Annotated in this window: 14 protein-coding genes and 1 pseudogene; 4 read left to right on the forward strand and 11 right to left on the reverse strand. The window is 70.5% G+C overall.

The features are described from left to right. Positions 1-59 precede the first annotated feature (59 nt). From CJ179_RS27640 to CJ179_RS27660, 5 genes are all read right to left on the reverse strand, one after another. Positions 60-1,508 (reverse strand): aldehyde dehydrogenase, encoded by a 1,449-nt coding sequence (locus CJ179_RS27640; RefSeq protein ID WP_072947526.1) that lies wholly within the window; start codon positions 1,506-1,508, stop codon positions 60-62. A 28-nt stretch (positions 1,509-1,536) separates the two neighbouring features. Continuing rightward, a complete protein-coding gene (locus CJ179_RS27645) occupies positions 1,537-2,682 on the reverse strand; it encodes a hypothetical protein (RefSeq protein ID WP_095863466.1) in 1,146 nt (381 codons plus the stop codon). After that, positions 2,679-3,848 (reverse strand): phosphotransferase family protein, encoded by a 1,170-nt coding sequence (locus CJ179_RS27650; protein WP_072947524.1) that lies wholly within the window; start codon positions 3,846-3,848, stop codon positions 2,679-2,681. Before CJ179_RS27650 ends, CJ179_RS27645 begins: the two co-directional genes overlap by 4 nt. Positions 3,849-3,928: 80 nt before the next feature. Next, positions 3,929-4,816, reverse strand: a complete 888-nt coding sequence (locus CJ179_RS27655) for an ROK family protein (RefSeq protein WP_095863467.1) — start codon at positions 4,814-4,816, stop codon at positions 3,929-3,931. 2 nt (positions 4,817-4,818) lie between these two features. Beyond that, positions 4,819-5,574, reverse strand: coding sequence for a bifunctional 2-polyprenyl-6-hydroxyphenol methylase/3-demethylubiquinol 3-O-methyltransferase UbiG (locus CJ179_RS27660; RefSeq protein WP_095863468.1), 756 nt, complete (start codon positions 5,572-5,574; stop codon positions 4,819-4,821). 174 nt (positions 5,575-5,748) lie between these two features. Between CJ179_RS27660 and CJ179_RS27665 the strand changes: the two genes are divergently transcribed. Next, positions 5,749-6,969: a glycosyltransferase family 4 protein gene (locus CJ179_RS27665; protein WP_095863634.1), complete on the forward strand. Its 1,221-nt coding sequence runs from the start codon at positions 5,749-5,751 to the stop codon at positions 6,967-6,969. On the opposite strand, the gene CJ179_RS27670 is transcribed toward CJ179_RS27665, so the two are convergent. Next, on the reverse strand, positions 6,910-8,631 hold the full coding sequence (locus CJ179_RS27670) for a hypothetical protein (protein ID WP_095863469.1): 1,722 nt from the start codon (positions 8,629-8,631) through the stop codon (positions 6,910-6,912). The genes CJ179_RS27665 and CJ179_RS27670 overlap by 60 nt on opposite strands. A 62-nt stretch (positions 8,632-8,693) precedes the next feature. Between CJ179_RS27670 and CJ179_RS27675 the strand changes: the two genes are divergently transcribed. Continuing rightward, on the forward strand, positions 8,694-9,890 hold the full coding sequence (locus CJ179_RS27675; protein ID WP_072947520.1) for a polysaccharide biosynthesis protein: 1,197 nt from the start codon (positions 8,694-8,696) through the stop codon (positions 9,888-9,890). Positions 9,891-10,006: 116 nt separating this feature from the next. On the opposite strand, the gene CJ179_RS27680 is transcribed toward CJ179_RS27675, so the two are convergent. Next, positions 10,007-11,161: a DUF3068 domain-containing protein gene (locus CJ179_RS27680; RefSeq protein WP_072947519.1), complete on the reverse strand. Its 1,155-nt coding sequence runs from the start codon at positions 11,159-11,161 to the stop codon at positions 10,007-10,009. A gap of 220 nt (positions 11,162-11,381) precedes the next feature. On the opposite strand from CJ179_RS27680, the pseudogene CJ179_RS27685 reads away from it, so the two are divergent. Further along, a pseudogene (locus CJ179_RS27685) lies at positions 11,382-12,437 on the forward strand (acyltransferase family protein); the annotation flags it as partial. Between the two features lie 23 nt (positions 12,438-12,460). Here the strand turns inward: CJ179_RS27685 and CJ179_RS53800 are convergent. From CJ179_RS53800 to CJ179_RS27705, 4 genes are all read right to left on the reverse strand, one after another. Then, entirely contained in the window at positions 12,461-16,765 is a 4,305-nt protein-coding gene (locus CJ179_RS53800) for an alpha-(1->3)-arabinofuranosyltransferase (RefSeq protein WP_095863470.1), read from the reverse strand. A 46-nt stretch (positions 16,766-16,811) separates the two neighbouring features. Next, positions 16,812-16,985 (reverse strand): DUF2613 domain-containing protein, encoded by a 174-nt coding sequence (locus tag CJ179_RS27695; protein WP_072947516.1) that lies wholly within the window; start codon positions 16,983-16,985, stop codon positions 16,812-16,814. Between the two features lie 127 nt (positions 16,986-17,112). Next, positions 17,113-18,204, reverse strand: a complete 1,092-nt coding sequence (locus CJ179_RS27700) for an isochorismate synthase MenF (protein ID WP_072947515.1) — start codon at positions 18,202-18,204, stop codon at positions 17,113-17,115. Between the two features lie 30 nt (positions 18,205-18,234). Continuing rightward, entirely contained in the window at positions 18,235-18,702 is a 468-nt protein-coding gene (locus CJ179_RS27705) for a universal stress protein (protein WP_072947517.1), read from the reverse strand. Between the two features lie 118 nt (positions 18,703-18,820). Here CJ179_RS27705 and CJ179_RS27710 point away from each other — a divergent pair, with 118 nt between their 5' ends. Next, positions 18,821-19,996, forward strand: coding sequence for a glycoside hydrolase family 3 N-terminal domain-containing protein (locus CJ179_RS27710; protein WP_072947514.1), 1,176 nt, complete (start codon positions 18,821-18,823; stop codon positions 19,994-19,996). Positions 19,997-20,012: the final 16 nt, after the last annotated feature.

Genomic DNA, 20,012 nt, shown 5'->3' on the forward strand with positions numbered 1-20,012 from the left:
GCCCGTGAGTGGTTGAGGAGTCTCTGGACTCGTCAACCACTCACGGGCGGCGGAGCCGCCTACCCCGTGTAGCCGGGCGGCATGAGGACGGACTTGGTCTCGCAGAACGCCTCGAGCCCTTCCGGTCCGTTCTCGCGGCCGATGCCGGAGGCCTTGTAGCCGCCGAACGGTGATCCCGGATCGAATGCGTACCAGTTGATGGCGTACGTGCCGGTGCGGATCTGCTTCGCGACGGCGAGTCCGTGGTCGATGTCGGTGGTGTACACCGAGCCGGCGAGTCCGTAGTCGGAGTCGTTGGCGATCTTGATCGCCTCGTCCTCGGAGTCGTAGGGGATCACGGAGAGGACTGGCCCGAAGATTTCCTCGCGGGCGATCGTCATCGAGTTGTCGACGTCCGCGAAGATGGTCGGCTCCACGTACCAGCCCTTGTCGAGGCCCTCCGGGCGGCCGCCGCCGAGCACCACGCGGGCACCCTGTTCCTTGCCCTTGGCGATGTACCCCTCGACGCGGTCGCGCTGCTTCTCGGAGATCAGCGGCCCGAGTTGCGCGGCCGGGTCGGACGGATCGCCGACGGCCATGAATCCGGCACCCGCGACGAGGGCGTCCAGCACTTCGTCGTAGCGGGACCGCGGGGCGAGGATCCGGGTCTGCGCGACGCACGCCTGCCCGGTGTTCATCAGCCCGGACATCACCAGCATCGGCATCGTGGACGCGAGGTCGGCGTCCTCGAGGATGATGGCCGCCGACTTGCCGCCCAGTTCGAGGGAGCAGCGCTTGAGGTTCTGCGCGGCGATGGCCCCGATCTTGCGGCCGACGGGACTGCTGCCGGTGAACGTGATCTTGTCGATGCCGGGATGCGAGACCAGGTATTCACCGGTCTCGGCGCCGCCGGGCAGAACGGAGATGACGCCCTCGGGGACCCCGGCCTCGGCGAAGATCTCGGCGAGAACGTGTGTGGAGAGCGGGGATTCGGGTGCCGGCTTCAGCAGCACGGTGCAGCCGGCGAGCAGCGCCGGGGACAGTTTGTTGACGGCCAGGAACAGTGGGACGTTCCAGGCGAGGACCGCGGCCACCACACCGACCGGCTCCCGCAGCACCTTCGTCTGGCCGAACACGCCGGTGCGGGTCTGCTCCCACTCGAATTCGTTCGCGAGACCGGCGTAGAAGTTCAGCGTCGCGAGCGACGGCGTCTGCTGCATCATCCCGACCATCGCGGGCGGCTGACCCATCTCCGACGAGATCAGCGCGTTGAGGGTCTCGCCGCGCTCCTCGATGAGCTTCGCCGCCTTCGCGAGGATCTCTCCGCGCTCCGCGGGAGTGGTCTGCGGCCACGGACCTTCGTCGAACGCCCGCCTGGCGACGGCGACGGCGTCGTCGATGTCGGCAGGCGACGCGACGGGACAGCTGCCGACGCGTTCCTCGGTGGCCGGGGAGAACACTTCGAGCACCTGGTCGGTGGCCGGGGCCACCCACTTGCCGCCGATGTAGAGCTTGTCGTAGTCGGTCATGAGTCCATTCCTCGTGTCGTTCCCCCGGTCAGGAGGCGGTGTCGGTGAAACTGTCGAATCCGTATCGTGCGTGTGGCCCGATCGCCGCGACCTCGAACAGCCCGGTCCCGACTACGGTCTCGCCGCCGTCCTCGAGTCGGAATCGGGTGAGATTGTCGACGGGGCAGAACATCCGGAGTCCCGGCTCGATCTCGGACGCCCGTTTGCGCAGTCCCTGCACCACGAGTTCGCCCTGCCACATGCCGTGACGCCAGTCGGCCTCGAGTCCGTAGCCGGTTCCGATACCGATGTAGTTGGGAACCAGCAGGTCGCAGGTGACGGTGACGACCTCGCCGGTCGGCCGGTGGAAACTCAGCGACGCCGACGTGACGTCGCGCGTCCCGGGCTCGAATTTCAGCTCGTGTTCGGGTCGGCCCAGCCATTCGGGTTCGTGGTCGGCGTCCGGCCAGATGCGGACGGCCTCCTCGACGATGCGCCTGCCGAGTTCGTCCTCCTGCAGGACGACGGAGACGGCGTAGTCCTCGAACTGCATCACCGAGTAGATCCAGAAGAAGTTCTGGATCCCGTCGACCGCCCGCCGTCCGGGCGGCTCGGACTCGCCGACGGGACGCACTCCCCACGACCGGTCGCGGTTGCCGCGCCAGGTGTCGGGGGTGACGGGGCGGCTCTGCCCGTCGATCGTGAGTTCGCCTGCCCAGGTACCGGTCTGGACGAAGCGGCTCGTGTCGAACGTGACCCGCTCGAGTTGCCTGCGGAAGTGGCGGGGCTCGAGCGTCGCGGGGATCGCGCCGTCGAAGGTGAGGTCGAAGGAGAGGTCGTAATCGCCCGGTGCGAGCACCACGCGCAGGCGCTGCAGCCCCTCGAGGACCTCGACCCGGAATGGTCCGACGGTGCTCTCGGAGCGGTCGTGGCCCAGCGCCGCCGACCCGCGGACGACGATGTGGTCGTCGCCGCGGCGGAGCACCGCGAACGCGTCCGTGACCCCGAGGTTGGGGTACTGGCCGAGACCGATGATGAGGAACAGGTCGGACTCGGCCGAGGGATAGCAGTTGAAGTAGTAGCGGTCGTAGAAGTTGCGGTCGGACGTCGCGACCCGCCGGATGGGCTCGGCCACCTGATGGATGGGGTAGTCGTCCATCGGGGACAGCGGGTTTCCGGCGTAGTCGGCGGTCATCGGATCTTCTCCCAGTACGTGCCGTCGAGCATCGCCTCGAGCGAGGCGCGGTGCATGATCATGTCGTCCGGATCCTCGGGGGCGACGGCCTGACCGAAGTGGATGGCGCGCTCCTGAATTCGCAGCATGATCGTCGCCTGCCGCAGGGCCGCGTAGGCGGTGTAGTACTCGAGATCGCGGGGCGCGTGGCCCGTCAGTTCCTCGTACAGGGCGGCGAGGTCGTCGAGGCGCAGGAAGCCGGGCATCCCGTCGAGTCCGGCGGCCGCGGCGATGTCCTCGAAGAACCGGTGCAGGTATGTCATCCAGCCCAGGTCGAGTTCGCGGGGCCCGAGCGTGGCCATCTCCCAGTCGAGTACGGCCACCGGCCGGAAGTCCTCGAACATCATGTTGCCGATGCGGGCGTCACCCCAGCAGAAGACGGCGGGGGAGGAGTCGTCCGGGAGGTTCTCCTCCATCCACGCGAAGCCGCGTTCGATGAGCGGGGACCGGGGGCCGGACCGGGTCGTCCATTCGTAGTAGTCACGTTGCTGCCGGATGTGCGCGGCGAGCGCCTCGGAGACGGTGGGGCCGGCGCCGGGCAGCCGCAGGAACGCGAACCGCTCCCACGGCCGGTCGATGTCGTGCAGTTGCGCAAGCACATTCACGGCACTGTGCTGCAGCAGTGCACGCTGCTCCTCGGTCGCCTCCGTCACCCACGACCCGAAGTTGTAGGGCATCACGTCCGGCGGAACCTGCCCGGAGACGCGGGCCATGACGAAGAACGGGGCGCCCAGCGGCCCGGGATCGGGCTCGGACCAGTAGACGACCGGGACCGGGACGGCGGAGTGTTCCCGGACCTGCGTCATCGCCTGGAACTGTCCGTCGAGGTCGTAGTCGGGGAAGACGGGCATCGTCGTGTCGGCGGGCGCGACGCGTGCGACCAGCGGGTGCACCTCGCCCGACCAGGTGGCGTCGAACAGGATGGTCTCGCTCGACATGCCGTTGGCGTCGGGGAGATGGACGTGGGTGACCTCGGGTGCGGCGTCGGAGGGCAATTGCGCGGCGAGCCAGCGTTGGAGCGCCTCCCGCAGCACCTCCGGATCGCGACGGGAATCACTGGGCCTGGCAACTTCGGATTGGTGATCGGAGTCGTCGGCAGATCGGGTTGCGCTCGTGCTCACGGTCACCTCCTCTCCTGAACGTGGTGTGACCCTGAACACTAGAACACGTTACAGAATTTCGGAACAGGTGAGGAGATTCCGCTGTGTCAGCCCTCGCCGGCGGCCAGGACCGCCGCCCCGACGAGCGTGCCCGAGGCGCCGAGTTCCGCGGGCACCACGCGCAGATCGGCGACGAAGGACAACCGGGCGTGACGGGCCGCGGCCCGGCGCATCGGGTCCCACAACGGCGGCCCTGCCTGCGCGAATCCGCCGCCGATCACCGCGAGATCGACGTCGAGCAGAGCCGCGGCCGACGCGATCGCCTGCCCCAGTGCGGTCCCCGCGCGGTCGAGGGCGGCCACCGCGACCTCGTCACCGTCCGCGGCGGCCCGCGCCAATTCGACGCCCGTCGTTCCGCGCCATCCGCGGGAGCGGGCCCAGCGCACGGACGACGGTCCGCTGGCGACCGTCTCCAGGCACCCGACCCCGCCGCACGTGCACGGGTCGGTCCCGCCGGAAACCACCATGTGGCCGATGTGTCCCGCGTTGCCGGTCCGGCCGGTGGCGATGCGACCGCCGAGGATCACCCCGCCGCCGATGCCGGTGGACACGACGAGGCTCAGCAGGTCGGGGGCGCCGCGACCGGCGCCGTGGTGATGCTCGCCGAGTGCGGCCGCGGCGCCGTCCATGGCCAGTCGCGCAGGGACGCCGGGGAAGAGGTCCTGCACGGCGCCGACCAGGCCGAATCCGCCCGCCCACTCCTCGATGTTGATGGGCGACACGGTGCCGGCGACTGTGTCGACCGGTCCGGCGCAGGCGATGCCGACCGACGTGATCTTCGCGCTTCCCGCGACCTCGCGCAGCAGGGCGGCGCACGCGGCCGCGACTCCGGCCGCCGGCGTGGGAGTGGTCACAGGGTGCGGCACCGCGCCGTCCGCGCCGACGATCCCGGCGGCGATCTTGGTGCCGCCGATGTCGAGTGCCAGCGCGACCACGGTCAGCGCTTCCGCATCACGAGAACGAGATTGCTCACCAGGAACTCCCGCAGTCCGGGGACGCGCACCATCCACCACGCCCAGCGCGGGTGATAGCGGGGGAAGGCGGCCAGCAACTCCGCGTCCGGGGTGCGCCGGGCCCACCGAAGCCCGTCGGCCGCACCCACTTTGAACAGCGACACACCGTAGCGGTTCTTGGGTTCCCGGCCGTTCCTGCGCAGGTAACGCCGGGCGGCGTACTCGCCGCCCAGTGCATGCCACGGTCCGGTCTCGTGGCCGCCGAACGGGCCCCACCACAACGTGTACGACAGCACCATCAGGCCGCCGGGTTTCGTCACGCGGATCATCTCCTCCGCCATTGCCCACGGTTCGCTGACGTGCTCGGCGACGTTGGACGAGAAGCAGATGTCCACCGACGCCGTCCGGAACGGCAGCGCCAGCCCCGACCCACGGACGGCGCCGCCCACCGCGAGTCCCGCGGCGTGCATCTCGGACGGATCCGGTTCCACGGGAACGTACCGGGCGCCGGCCTGCTGGAACACGTCCGCGAAGTAGCCGGGGCCGCCGCCGACGTCGAGGACCGTCGTGCCGGTGAGATCCGCGTCGGTCAGACCGCCCCACAGGTCGCCGATCAGTTCGACGGAGTCGCGGGCGAGGGCGCCGTAGAACAGGTCGGGCGCGGTCTGTTCGTGCCGGAAGTCGCTGAGCAGGCCGAACGACCTCTTCAGGGTTGCCCGTCGACCGAATCGCCGGGTCACGGGAGGCGTCGTCACGAGACTGAACCTTAGCGAGTGGAGCCGCCGGGACGGCAATCCGTTCGCGGTGGCTGCAACATCGGGTGGAATACGACCGATAGGGTGTTCGGGGACTACAGCGGCGAACGTCCCGCCCCGAGACCACGAGTACCGCACCGACCACAGGAGTATATGAACGTGCGAGAGGTTCTGCTGCTCTGCTGGCGCGACACCGGTCACCCGCAGGGTGGCGGCAGTGAGCGGTACCTCGAGGAGGTCGGCGCCCAGCTCGCGGCGCGGGGAATCAAGGTCACCCTCCGCACCGCCGGTTACCGCGGCGCCGCCAAGAAGGAGACCGTCGACGGCATCGAGATCAGCCGGGCAGGCGGACGGTACAGCGTCTACCCCCGCGCCCTCGCCGCGATCGCCGCCGGCCGGCTCGGGTTCGGGCCGCTCCGCGGCATCCGGCCCGACGCCGTCATCGACACCCAGAACGGCATCCCGTTCTTCTCCCGCGTCGTCGCAGGCGCACCGGTCACGCTGCTCGTCCATCACTGCCACCGCGAGCAGTGGCCGGTGGCGGGCCGGTTGATGGGCAAGATCGGCTGGTGGGTGGAATCCCGGCTGTCGCCGCGCACCCACCGGGACGACCAGTACCTCACCGTGTCGCTGCCGTCCGCCGACGAACTCGTCGAACTGGGAGTGGAGCGCGAGCGGATCGCGGTGGTGCGCAACGGCGCCGACGACATCCCTCTCGGCGTGGACATCGGCGGCGCCGACACGAGGACCGCGCACCCCAGCGTGTGCGTGCTGTCACGGCTCGTGCCGCACAAACAGATCGAGGACGCCCTCGAGGCCGTCGCCGCCCTGCGCCCCACGATCGCCGACGTGCACCTCGACGTCATCGGTGGCGGCTGGTGGGAGCAGAACCTCCGCGACCGCGCGCACGAGCTGGGCATCGGCGACGCCGTCACGTTCCACGGGCACGTCGACGAGACCCGCAAACACCAGTTGCTGTCGCAGTCCTGGGTGCACGTGATGCCCTCCCGCAAGGAGGGCTGGGGTCTCGCCGTCATCGAGGCAGCGCAGCACGGCGTCCCGACCGTCGGCTACCGCAGCTCCAAGGGCCTCACGGATTCGGTCGTCGACGGCGTGACCGGCGTTCTGGTCGGCAAGGCGGAGGCGGCGACGGCCGACGTCGCCGACCTGACCGCGGCGGTCAAGACGCTCCTGCTCGAGCCCGAGACCCGCACGGTGCTCGGTGAGAAGGCACGCGTCCGGGCGGGTGAATTCTCCTGGAAGCACACCGGGAACGGCGTCCACGAGGTGCTGGCCGGCACGGCCGCGGGCCTGCGCACGTCAGGGCTGGTGTCGCCGGCGCTGGCGCGTCCGGGCCTCGAGCACGCCCGCGCCGAGTAGACCACCGGCCAACAGCATCGCCCACAGCACGTGGGCCGCGATCACGGTCGCGCGCGCCCGTCGGGTCGCCTCGTACGGCGCGACGTCGCCGTCGACGCGGTACAGCTCCAGATGCTCGTCCGAGAACTGTCGCTCCAGCCGGGACAGGGTGGTCGCGGATTCGCCGCGGGGTCCGGGCGTGTCGCGCTCGACCAGAACCCATCGGACGCCCAGCGACGCGAGATCGGCGGCGGAACCGCCGGTGAGCAGCACCCGTTCGACCTGCTGCGCCCGGGACCCCTCGCCCCCGACGCTGCCGCCGGCCACCACCAGCTCGCCGGTCTGCAGGACGTCCTCCGGCAGCATTCTCGGGGCGGGGTCCAGGACGGGAGCGGAACTGCTGTAGGGGAACTTGCGGAACATGCCGGTGGGCAGGACGGCGACGTCCCCGCTGGTCGGGTCGTCGTCCAGTTCGGCGGCCAGCTGCCGCCACGACGGCGGATAGTGGACCGGGCGCAGGGAGCCCCCGACGCCCCACGCGAGGTCGGGGAGGGCGAGCAGCACGATCAGGACGGCCGAGACCGACCAGGTGACCGGGCGCCGCAGCACGGCGGCCGCGGCGGCGAGCGCATACAGCGGGGCCGCAAGGGCCACCCACTTCTGCGCGTCCCGGAGCAGCCCCGCGCCGGGGACGTGCTGCACCGACCAGCGGCCGGCGTCGAGACCCCACGCCGTCGCGCCGAGCGTCGGCAGCAGCACCGCGAGCAGTGCGAGCACGGTCAGCGCGGCCACTGCGGGATGCCGTCGACGCCGCCACAGCGCAGGGAGACCACACAGCACGACACCGAGCAGCAGGACCGTTCCGACCAGGGCGAACAGGGTGGTCCGGGTCTGCGGGACGGCGGTCTCGTTCCAGACGCCGCCGAGCCCGGCGAGACTGCCGAGCGTCGCCAGACCCGGTTCGGCGCGGGCCGCGAACGCCGCGACCCCGGCGGGATCGGAACCGTCCCCGCCGCCGCCGGACAGAGCCGTGGCCACCAGCCACGGCGCGCTCGCGGCGAAGAACAGGCCCAGCGCACCTGTCAGACGGAGCCATCGGGCGGAGCGTCCACCCGGGCAGGCGAGGACGGCCAGCGCCGTCACCGCCGCGAGCAACACCCCGGTCGGTGTCAGACCGGCCGCGGCGAGGCAGACCGCGAGGGCGAACCACCCCTGCCGCCGACCGCGCCGGATAGCGACGGCCGCGCACACCGTCCACGGCAGCGCTGCATACCCCGTCAGCAGACTCCAGTGACCCTGCAGCAGTCGCTCGGCGACGTACGGGTTCCACACCGTCACCGTCGCGGCCACGAGTTGCGGCCCGAGCCCGGCGGTCGGCAGGACTGTCCGGACCATGCGGGCCGCGCCCCAGCCCGCCGCCCACAGGGCGAGCAGCAGGATCGCCTTCACCACCAGTCCGCCGTCGACGAACGCACTCAGCGCGGCCAGGAGGGCGTCCTGCGGGACCGCCCGCGCGGCGGCATCGGTGAGACCGAGCGCCGAGTCCGTGCGATACGACCGGGGAGTGCTCACCGCGTCACGCAGCAGCAGATAGCCGGGACCGAGCAGCGGACCGAGGATCAGTAGCGCCAGGACGAGGCTGTAGACCGCCGCCACGAACGGTGCTCGGCGCCGGACGGTCATGGGCCGTCACGATACGTGGTGCATCGACCCGGCCCGCACGGCACGTAGTGCATCATGGGCGAATGCCACGCCAGACCCTCACCAGCTCGGCGGTCGCCGGGGTGACGATGGTGACGGCCGGCTCGATGACCGCGAATATCGCGTCCTACCTGCTTGCCTGGGCGGCGAGCGCCTGGCTCGGCCCGGCGGGTTACGGGGAGTTCGCGAGTCTGCTCGCCGCCCAACTCGTCCTCGCCGTCCCCGCGCTCGCACTGCAGACCGTCGTCGCCCGCGAGGCGGTCCGGGGCAAGGGTGCACACGCGCTCCGGCTGCTGGGGTACCGCTGTGCGCTGATCGTCGCGGTCGCGGCGACGCTGCTCACGCCCCTCGTGTCGTTCGCCCTCGACACCGGGATGCTCGCCACGTTCTCGGCGCTCGTCACAGCGCCCGTCCTCGTCCTGCTCGCCACCGAACAGGGACTGCTGCAGGGTTCGGCGCGGTTCGGCCCGCTCAGCGTCGTCCTCGCCGGAGCCGGAATCGCAAAGGTCGTTCCCGCGGTCGTGGTGCTCGCCGTCGGCGCCGGGCCGGGACTCGCCCTCGCCGCCAGCGCGGTCGGCACCGGCCTGGTGGCCCTGTGCGCCCGACTGTTCGCAGACTCCGGGATCACCGGGGAATCGAGCACCCGGATCGGCGTCGCGGCCGTGCTGAAGGCGTCGCAGGTGCAGTTGGCGCTGATCGCGCTGTCGTCGATGGACCTCGTGATCGCCCGCATCGTGCTCAGCAACGACGACGCAGGCCTGTACGCGCTGGGTGCCGTCGCCACCAAGGCCGCGTTCTGGCTGCCGCAGGCCGTCGGGGTGGTGCTGTACCCGCGGATGGCGAATCCCGCGCACTCCGCGCAAGCGATCCGCTCGGCGCTCGCCGTCCTCGTCGGACTGGGCGCAGTGCTCGTCGCGGGTGTCGCGGTGGCCGCCCCCCTCGTCCCGCTCCTCGTCGGGGACGCGTACCGCCCCGTGCAGTCGCTGCTGTGGCTGTTCGCGCTCCACGGCGCCTGCCTGGCCGTCCTGCAGGGCGCCCTGCTGTCCGCCATCGCGGGGGAGCGGACGTACCTTGCCGTCATCGCCTGGATCGGCCTCGCCGTCGAGATGACCGCCATGCTGACCCTCGCGTCCACGATCGGGCAGTTCATCGCCGTCGCCGTGACGGTCGCGTCGAGCACCGCCCTGGTCGCGAGTCTCTTCGCCGTGCGCAGCGCGCGACGTGACGCACCCGCGATCTGACATCGGCCCGGTTCGACAGGCCCCCCGACACGACAGCCCTGACACGACGAAGGGGACCTCGGTGAAAAACCGAGGTCCCCTTCGCACCGGACTACGTGGCGTCCGGTTGTCGCGCTCTACCGCTCGTCGTATCGGCGCGGATCTGCGACGGGAATCTCCTCCGTCTTGTCCGTGGTCCAGTCGTGCTGCTCCGTGGGAGCCTCCGACTTGCCCAGGTCGACGTGGCGTCCACCACCGCTCTGCGGGACGTCACCACCGTCGGCCGGTGCGGGCTGCTTGCCCTTGCCGCCGCGCAGCGCCAGGAACAGTCCTGCGATCAGGGCGATGAGACCGAGGATGCCGGCGATGATCGGCACGGTGCGACCGAACGTGCTGAGCTTGTCCATGCCGTCCTTGGCCTGCTGGACCTGGTACTCGATGGTCTGCTCGTTGAACGGCAGTTCCACCTTCAGGACGTCGATCTCCGGCTTGTCCTTGTTGCGGGCGTAGTACTGGTGCAGCTGCTCCTGGCCCTTGACGACGACACCGGTCTCGGGCTCGACCCACACGTCACGCACGTTGGTGTACCAGCGGGTCATCGTGACGGGGAGGGTGCCGCCGGGGACGCCCCACGTCTCGGCGGGCAGTGTCAGCTTGTTGGTGGGCGAGTTGACGACCTTGGACAGGTCGACCGGCGCGATCGTCTGGCTGTAGTGGTACACCTTCAGACCGTTGATCTCCGTCTCCTCGACGAAGTCGATGTCCTGGGTGGCGCGCGCGTTCAGATCGAAGTAGGGGTAGCTCTTCTTCTCCGAGTCGAACGGGAACTTGTACTGCAGTCCGTCGCGCGGAACTTCCTCGGCAGGCTGGTTGGGTTGCGTCTGGATGGTGCCCACCGGGTCGTTGGTCGGCATCGAGGTCTTGCGGTCGACGGTGTTGCGGTCGACGATCGCGGACAGCAGTCCGGTGTCGCCCTGCTTGTCGGTGCGCCGGAGTGTCTGCCCCGCCTGGAGAGTGACGACGTCCGCGTTCGCCGGGTCCTCGGTGGTGACGTAACGCTGTGACACCAGTGGAACGTTCGTGTTGACTTCGGTCTTGCCTGCGAGAAGAGCCTGCGAGTTGAGCACGCTGCCGGAACCTTCGGCGATCGTGGTCACTTCGAGGTCCAAGGGCGTCTTCGCCAATTTGCCCACCGTGTAGGTGGGAATGAGAATGGCGACGGCCAAGAGGAAGGCACCGAGGCCCACCAGAATGCAAGCAAGTATCCGGCTCGGCCCTGAGCGCTCCGCCATGCTTTCTCTCCTAACCCAATTCTGTCGATTGAGATTCCCCCACCGGCAGCACGGCTGCACGGATCGCATGGAGCCCACATCGACACCACGTGAGGCAAAACACTAACAGTCTCGAATGCGCATTTGCCCCATCGGATAGTAAACGCACCGGCCGTTCCGCAGCGAAGTGACCGGGACGGAGTTTTCCGTCACAGGGCCCGGACCAGGCACACTGTTGGTGATGAGCACCCCGGCCACGATCTCGCCCGCGCCCGCGGCGACCGCTACTCCGCGCAGTTTCATTCCCGCACTGGAGGGGATGCGCGGTCTCGCGGCGCTGGGGGTGCTCGTGACGCACGTCGCTTTCCAGACGGGCGCGACGCACGTGCCGGTCCTCGGCCGCATCTGGGGACGATTCGATCTGGCGGTGGCGGTCTTCTTCGCGCTGTCGGGATTCCTGCTGTGGCGCAGCCATGCCGGGGCTGCGCGGGGGATGGGTTCCGCCCCCGGCGTCGTCCGGTACTGGATTTCGCGGGCGACGCGCATCCTGCCCGCGTACTGGGTCGCCGTGGCCGTGGTGTTGACGTTCCTGCCCACCGCCAACGCGAGTTACCGCACGTGGTGGGCGAATCTCGGTCTCGTGCAAGTGTTCGTGCCACTCACTCTCACCGACGGTCTGACCCAGATGTGGAGTCTGTCGGTGGAGGTGGCCTTCTATCTGGTGCTTCCGCTGCTGGCCCTCGCACTGGTCCGGCTACGGGGTCCGGCTGCGCGGCTGCGTGTTCCGGCGATCCTCGCGTTGATCGCGGTGAGCCTGACGTGGGCATTCGTACCGGTCTCGACGCCGGGCGGCATCCACCACGACAACTGGCTGCCCGGATACCTGCCCTGGTTCGGAGCTGGGATGTTGCTGGCCGAACTGGCGGTGAGCCCGCCCGGGCGGATGCACCGCTGGGCGCATCACCGCGTCCGGATGTTCCTCGTCGCCGCAGTGGCATTCGCGCTCACGGCGACCGACCTCGCCGGGCCGGAGGGGCTGGTGCGTCCCGAACCCTGGCAGTACGCCGTCAAGATGGCGCTCGGCGCCGTCATCAGTTTCGCGTTGATGGCACCGCTGGTGCTGTCCGACAGGTCCACCCACCGTTACCTCGCGAGCCCGCTCGCTCTCGCGGTGGGCCGCTGGTCGTACGGCATCTTCATCTGGCACCTCGCGGTGCTGTCCATCGTCTTCCCGGTGTTCGGGCTCGTCCCGTTCTCCGGCCACTTCGTCTACATCCTGTTCCTGACGACGGTGCTGAGCGTCGCGGTCGCGTCGGCCAGTTACGCGTTGGTGGAGGAACCGGCGCGCCGCGCCGTCAAACGCTGGGAGGCGCGCGCGAGCAACGCCGAACGTCCGAGCGGCAGCACGGCCAGCCCCGTCGCGACGAGCGCGAGCAGCAGCGGGAACTGAACGAGGAACGAGTGCCCGACGTATCCGCCGGGCGCGCGCCACGGCCCGGTCGAGAGCATCGCCATGCCGAGCATCGTCGACGCTCCGGCGACCCCGACCAGCACGCGCGCGGTGGTGGCGGTTCCGCGCAGCCGGATCAGGACCACGGCCAGCAGCGTCGCCACGACCGTCGTCACCGCGCCGACGGGACCGCCGATCACGGTGGCGGCGGCGAGGATTCCCAGCCACCCGGCCGTTGCGCTACCCCAGGTCCGGGGTGCCGGGCCGGGTTCGCGCTCACGGGCGCGACGCGGCCACAGCGCGGCGGCGAGCAACGGGATCAGCAGCAGCAGGCCGCCGAAGATCCCCAGCCGATACCAGTGGTCGGTGGGGAAGTCGAGGGTCACCGTCCCCTCGGTTCCCGCGGGCAGGATCCATCCCTGCTGCCAGCCGTCGACGACGACCGGCGTCAGTTCGCCGCCGTCCGGGGCGGTGGCCACCCAGCCGACGTTGGTGCTCTCGGGGACGACGACGAGGCGCTCGGTGTCAGAGCGGGGCACCGTGAGTTCCCGGTGGTTCTCCGTCCACGCGATGGTCGACACCTGCTCGGCCGGAACGGCCTGTGCCAGCGGTCCGGCGTCGAGGCGCAGACTGTCGACGAAGAACGCCGACCCCGGGTCGACCGTCACGTCCTGTGATCCCGCCGCCAGCGGGACGGGGCCGGGACCGTCGCAGAGCGTCGCGGGAACCGGGTCGCCGGAGAGCAATTGCCCGGCGGTCGCGGTGACGCTCGTGCGCACCGGCTGCCCGCCGATCGACACGACCGGCCCCTCCTCGCAGGGCACCGTGACCGGGCGGTCGCCGGCGTCGTCGACCGGACCCGAGCCGGGCAGCAGGACGCCGTCCTCGCCCAGCACCCCGACCTCGGCGAGTCCGGCGGGCTGCAGCTGGGCGAACCCGAGAGCGTTCTGGTCGAGGGTGCTTTTCCAGGACACGAGGCTGAGCACGATCCGGTCGGTCACCCGGGGTTCGACCGTGACGGTCCCGTCGTCCTCGTTCACGTCGCGCACCTGCGGTCCGTTCCCGAGGTCGACGGCGACCCGGTCGGGGGCGGCGGGCAGGGCACCCAGGCTGGGCGTCAGCTGCAGGCCGGTGACGAGCGTGGGTTCGGGAAGATCGATCGTGAGGGTCGGTTTCGCGCCCTTGCCGCTGGTGGTGTCCTGTTTCGCCGACCAGCTGGTGCGCGGATCGTTGTCGGTGGCGGCGAACGCCGAGCCGCGCAGGTCGGTGATGTTGCTGGTTCCGTGGGCGGACGGCCGATCCCGTTGCGTGAGAACATCCTCCAGCGGTGCGCCCTGCCGGGCCCGCAATGTGAGCTGCGGCGTCACCGCGGTCGGTTCGGGCACCGACAACGTTCGCTCGAACGCGCCGACCTCCTCGGGGGGCAGGACGAAGGCGTTGCTGCACCGCACCCGGTCCGGGGCCTCCGCGCACGCGTTGCGGCCGGGGAGTTCCTGGCTGAGGTCCCAACCCGACACGGACGCGCCCTCGGGGGTGGGAGGCAGCACCGTCCGGTACCGGATCGGCACGGTGACCGGGGCGTCACGCTGGGCGAAGTCCTCGACCGATACCTCGCTGATACCGAACTGCGTTCCCGGGGAACCGTTCTCGGTGCGGGTCGCGGTGATCCGCACCCACGGGGTGACACCACCGGGAACGGACACGGCGATCGGTTTGCCCGGGGTGTCCACCTTCACGGCCGTGCTGCCGTTGGGCGTCGACACCTCCATCCAGCGGACGGGCGCGCCGATCGCGGCCGGGCTCGTCGTGATGTGCAGCAGCGAACTGGTGAGCGGGGTGTCGAAGTCGATCTGGAGCCACTGACCCAGCGCCCGCTCGATGCCGTTGCTGAACCAGCCCGTCGCCGGGTCGCCGTCGACGGTCGCGGCGGCACTGCTGGCGGGCGAGGAGCCGCCGAGTTGGGTGGCGTCGGACGCCGCACTCGACACGCTCAGCGTCGCGCCCTCCCACCGGCCCTCGACCAGCGGGGTGTCCGCCACCGGGTAGTCGGGGACGTGATTGAACGTGCGGCGCGCATCGTCCGGGGTGCGCAGCGCCGAACTGTGATTGTCGACCTGGCCGTAGTCGGTTTCGCGGTCCCGGGGCGTGTCCGTGACCGTGACGTCGTCGACGGGCAGTCCGGCGCGCTTCGCGTCCGCGGCAAGCAGGACAGGTCCGGTTCCGGGCAGGGTGCCGTTCTCCCGCAGGCGCTGCAGCGATTCCGGACCGCCCTGCACGCGGGGGATGCCGTCGACGTTCGCCGTGTAGGGGCCGCTCGTTGCGGGCGATCCGTCCGGTGTCGACACCTCGAAGATCTCGATGGCCGGATATCGCGGCCGCAGGTCGCTGTCGATGACGAGGCCCTCGACGTCGCCGGGGCCGATGTCCTCGCCGAACTCCGCGACCCGGGTGAATCCGGGAGATCCGGTGACGGCCTGGTGCGCGAGCAGTGGGCGCGTCGACCGCGACGTCTCCGGGTCGAGGTCGTTGCGGAGGACGAGGTAGTGGATGCCCTGGCCGAGCAGGGTCTGCGCCATGCCGTCCGAGGGCCGGCCGTCGGCGATCAACCGCTGGATCGAGTCCATCGCCCGGATGGTGCCGGGCGGGGTGAGCGGGACGGCGTCGCGGGACGCCCACGGCGTGGACGCCAGAGCCTGCATCGGCTCGTCGCGGGTGAGACCCCAGAGCTGGCTGCCGAACGGTGCGCCGGGCACCACGAGCGCGCGCTCCGCGTCCGAACCGTCGGGGCTGGTGCCCCCGGCGTTGTCCTCCAGCCACGACGCGGCCTGCTGCCAGTAGTCGGGGACGTCGGTGTACGTGCCCCGCGGTGCGAGCTTGCCCGTCCACGCCAGCGACGTCGCGAGGGTGAGGGCGACCAGCACCAGGCTGGTCACCGCGACCATCGGTTCACGCTCGGGATGCGCCAACGCGCTGCGCCACCGCGCGAACGGCACGGACCCGGGCAGCGGCACCTTCGCCAGGAGATGCGCCAGCCCGAGCACGAGCGGGAGCCGGACGAGCGGCTCGAGTTTGTGCACGTTCCGCAGGGGCGCCCCGGTGGAGTCGAGGAACAGTCGCACCTGCTCGGCGAACGGGGAACCCAGTTCGCCGATGTACCCGGCGGCGAGTCCGGCGACCCCGACGAACAGGATCAGGGTGAGACGACCGCGGGCCGGCATCGACCGCATGCACAGTCCCGCGAGACCGGCGGCGGCGATGAGCCCGGTCGCGGCGACCGCGGCGGGCTGGGTGACGAGGACCGCGCCTGCGATGCGTTCGGGGGAGACGAACGGTGTCCAGCTGTCGGTGCCGCGGAGGATTTCGGCGAGGGACGTCCACTGCGTCGTCACCCCGGACGATTCGATGTAGTCGAGGAACGGCGGGCTCACCTTGCCGAGCAGCAGCAGCGGCACGATCCACCACAGCGTGGCCAGCGCCAGGAACGGGAACCACCACGCGGTGAACGTCCACCACCGGCGGTTGGGGCGGTGGGAGATCCACCACAGGCCTGCGACGAGGCACGCGGCCGCGGTCGCGACGGCGTTGACCGCACCCATCAGCGCGACGGCCAGCGCCGATTGGGCCGCCAGCCGTGCAGGTGAGCGCCAATGTGCGTCCCGGGACGCTTTGCCGCTCACGTGGGAGAGGGCGACGACGACGGGCAGAAGGACCCACGGCGCCAGCATCATCGGGAGGGTTTCCGACGAGATCGAACCCAGGGTGGTGAGGACGCGGGGGGAGAACGCGAACGCGATACCGGCGATGACGCGGGACGAGCGGCTACCGGCGCCGAGCGCCTCGGCGAGGCGGACGATGCCCCAGAATCCGGCGACGAGCAGCAGTGCCCACCACACCCGCTGGGTGATCCACGCCGGGACGCTCAGGACGTCGCCGAGCGCGAAGAACGCGCCGTGCGGGAAGAAGTATCCGTAGGCCTGGTTCTGCACCTGGCCCATGGGGGCCTGGCTGCTCCACTGATGGGACGCCCGTTCCAGGAATCCGATCGGATTCTGGGACAGGTCGTACTTGGTGTCGGCGGCGAGCCGGCCGGGGGTTTGGAGGAACGCGAGAAGGAACGCTACGACAGAGGCGCCGAACAGCCACCGCCGCGACAGAGGCTCCGCCGAGGGCGCCATGGCCGCCGACTCGGGGGAAGTGCGGGAAGTTGTCGAGCCGGCGCTCTCAGCGGCTGCCGTACTCAACCTGGTTCAGGAGTGAGGAATCCGCGTTGCCGCTCCGGTCGACCTCGGGACGCGTGTTGTCCTGTGCGGCTGCGGTGATGCCGAGCGTCGCCACGGTGCCGAGAGCGACACCGACCACGGCGCTGACCACACCGGGCACAAGGAACTTCCCCATCAGACATCTCCCACCGTCGTGCCATCGACGCACACGGCTACTCCCGCGTACGAATTGCTCGGGTCAAGGTATCACCCGAGGGCCGCCGAACTGCTGATTGGTGCTCGGGGACCGCCGTTTCCGCAGTTCACGGGCTCTGCTGCACACCCAGCGCCCGGAGCAGCGTGCGCAGTTTGGTGGTCGTCTCGTCGAGCTCGGACTCCGGGTCGGACTCGGCGACGATGCCCCCGCCCGCGGTCGCGAGGGCCTCGAGCCCGTCGGCGGCGATCTCGGCGCAGCGGATGGCCACCACCCAGTCGCCGTCACCGTCGCCGTCGCACCATCCGACGGCACCGCCGTAGAACCGCCGATCGTCCTCGACGTCCCGGATGGTCGCCAGAGCCGCGTCGGTGGGGGTGCCGCACACCGCGGGCGTCGGGTGCAGCAGCACCGCCAGGCTCAGGGCGCTCGTCGACTGCTCGCGCAGCACGCCCTCGATGGGAGTCGCGAGATGCCACACCTCGTGCGTGCTCGTCAGCACCGGGGAAGCCGGGACCGTCAACTCCGTGCAGAGCGGCGCCAGGACGTCCCTGATCCACGCCGTCACGAACGCGTGCTCGGCCAGGTTCTTCGTCGACTCCAGCAGGCCCCGGCCTTCTTTCTCGTCGGCCTCCGGATCGGCGCGCCGCGGGGCGGTTCCGGCGAGAGGGCGGCAGGTGACGCGTCGGCCGCGCCTGCTGAGCAGGACTTCGGGGCTGGCCCCGACGAGGCTGCGGCCGCGGAAGCCGTCGCCGGCCGCGGACAGGTCGACGGCGAACCCGTTGGCGGTCGGATTCTGGTGGATCATCCGTGCGGCCAACGATTCTGCGGAGATGGGGGCGTCCGCGCGGAGGGTGACGCTGCGCGCGGCCACCACCTTGCCGAGGGCACCCTCGCGCAGTCGCTCGACGAGGGACCGGACGCGGGCCACGTGCTCGGTCGGTTCGGGGACCTGCCGAACGACGCGGACGGAGGGGAGTGCGGCGACGGTGCCGGGCCGCCACGGGCCGTCCGTGAACTCCCACGATTCCGGGGCGGTCAGCGCGGCGGGACGTTCGGGATCGAACGGCAGCGCCCCGACGATCAGCCCGGTGTCACCGTTCGTGAGGGCGGACGCGGCAGCGGCCGCGGTGTCGTACCCGTGCCGCACCCCGGATGTGCGCAGCGTCCGTTCGGCGCGGGAGAGAAGGAAGCCGTCCATGGTGCACCCGACAGTAGTCGGGCGTCCGGACTACTTCCCGGGAGGCACGATCAGCACCGGGCGGTGACTGTGCCGCAACACGTGGTCGGCGACGCTGCTCTGCAGCAGCGACCGCAGACCGGTGGTGCCCCGGGTGCCGGTGACGATGATGTCGACCGCCAGTTCGTCCGACGTCTCGACGATCGCCGTCCAGATCGTGCTGGTGCACTCGATGCACCGACCCTCGGTGGTGAGCCCGGCCGCCTCGGCGAGCAGGATGCCCTCCTCGTTGGTGACCTTGGCGTCGGAGAACGCGACGTCCTCGGTCTCCTCGTCGGGCACCCACTCGGGTTGCATCACCCCGGACAGTCCCGACATGCGCGCGGCCTGACGGACCATCGGCTCCCACACCGTCACCAGCACAGCGCGATTGGAGGCGAGAAAGCGTCCGGCGCACTCCACGGCGCGCTTCGCGTTGTCGGATCCGTCGTAGGCGATCAACATCAAACCACCGGGCACCACGACCTCCTGAGTACGGGTTTCCTCTGTGTCCAGATTAGCAAGACGGGCGGCAGCGGTCGTCGATTCGGGGCCTGCTGCGGGAGCATCGGCGGTCAACTGGGCTACCGTCGAACCCATGCGGATCAAGTATGCCCTCGCGCTCGCAGCCTGTACCGGCCTCGTCGCCGGATGTTCGTCGGGTGGTGGCGAGACGGTCGCGGAGTCGTCCTCGGCGACGCCCTCCCCGTCTTCCGTCGAGCCCGCGTCGCACACCGGCACCGCCGCGCCCGCCGCAGCGCCGGTGTCGTGCGAGACGCAGTTCCTGCAGTCGTTGCCGTTGCGGCGCAAGCTCGCTCAGCTGCTGAACGTGGGTGTGACCGGCACCGCGGATGCCGCCCAGGTGGTCCGGAACGAGCAGGTCGGTGGCATCTTCATCGGAAGCTGGACCGACGAGACCATGCTCGCGAACCGCGAGGTTCCCCAGGTGGCCTCGGCGTCGTCGCTACCGCTGATGGTGACGATCGACGAGGAGGGTGGGCGGGTGTCGCGCGTCGAGAACCTGCTCGGCGCCGATCCCTCCGCCCGGCAGACCGCGGCCACGATGACGGAGGAGCAGACGTATCAGATGGCGCTCGAGCGCGGGCGCGGACTGAAGGACCTCGGGGTCACCGTCAATTTCGCGCCCGACGTCGACGTCAGCAGCCAGCCCGACGACAGCGTCATCGGCGACCGCTCCTACTCCGACGATCCCGCCGTCGTCACCCGCTACGCCGACGCCTACGCGCGCGGCATGCGGGACGCGGGAATCCTTCCGGTGATCAAGCATTTCCCCGGTCACGGATCCGCGTCCGGCGACTCCCACACCGGGGCTGTCACCACCCCACCGCTCGAGCAGTTGCAGACCAAGGACCTCGTCCCGTTCCGGAATCTGGTCTCCACCGGGGTCGGCGTCATGCTCGGCCACCTCGAGGTGCCCGGCCTGACGGCGCCCGGGATCCCCGCCAGCATCAGCCCCGACGCCGTGGCGCTGCTGCGCGGCGGCACCGGCTACGGCGCGCCGCCGTTCACCGGCCCGATCTTCACCGACGACCTCAGCGGCATGCAGGCGATCACCGACCGCTACGACATCACCGAGGCCGTCGAGACGGCACTGGAGTCCGGTGTCGACGTCGCGCTGTGGCTCACCACCGACGACGTCCCGCGGGTCCTCGACCACCTCGAAGGCGTCGTGGCCTCGGGCAAGCTGCCGCAGCAGCGGGTCGACGAGGCGGTGCTGACGGTCGCGCGGGCGAAGGGCGCTCTGGCCTGCTAGTGCGCGGTGTGGGGAC

This window comes from Rhodococcus sp. ACS1, assembly GCF_002300155.1.
In the GTDB taxonomy this organism is placed as follows: Bacteria; Actinomycetota; Actinomycetes; order Mycobacteriales; family Mycobacteriaceae; genus Rhodococcus_F; species Rhodococcus_F koreensis.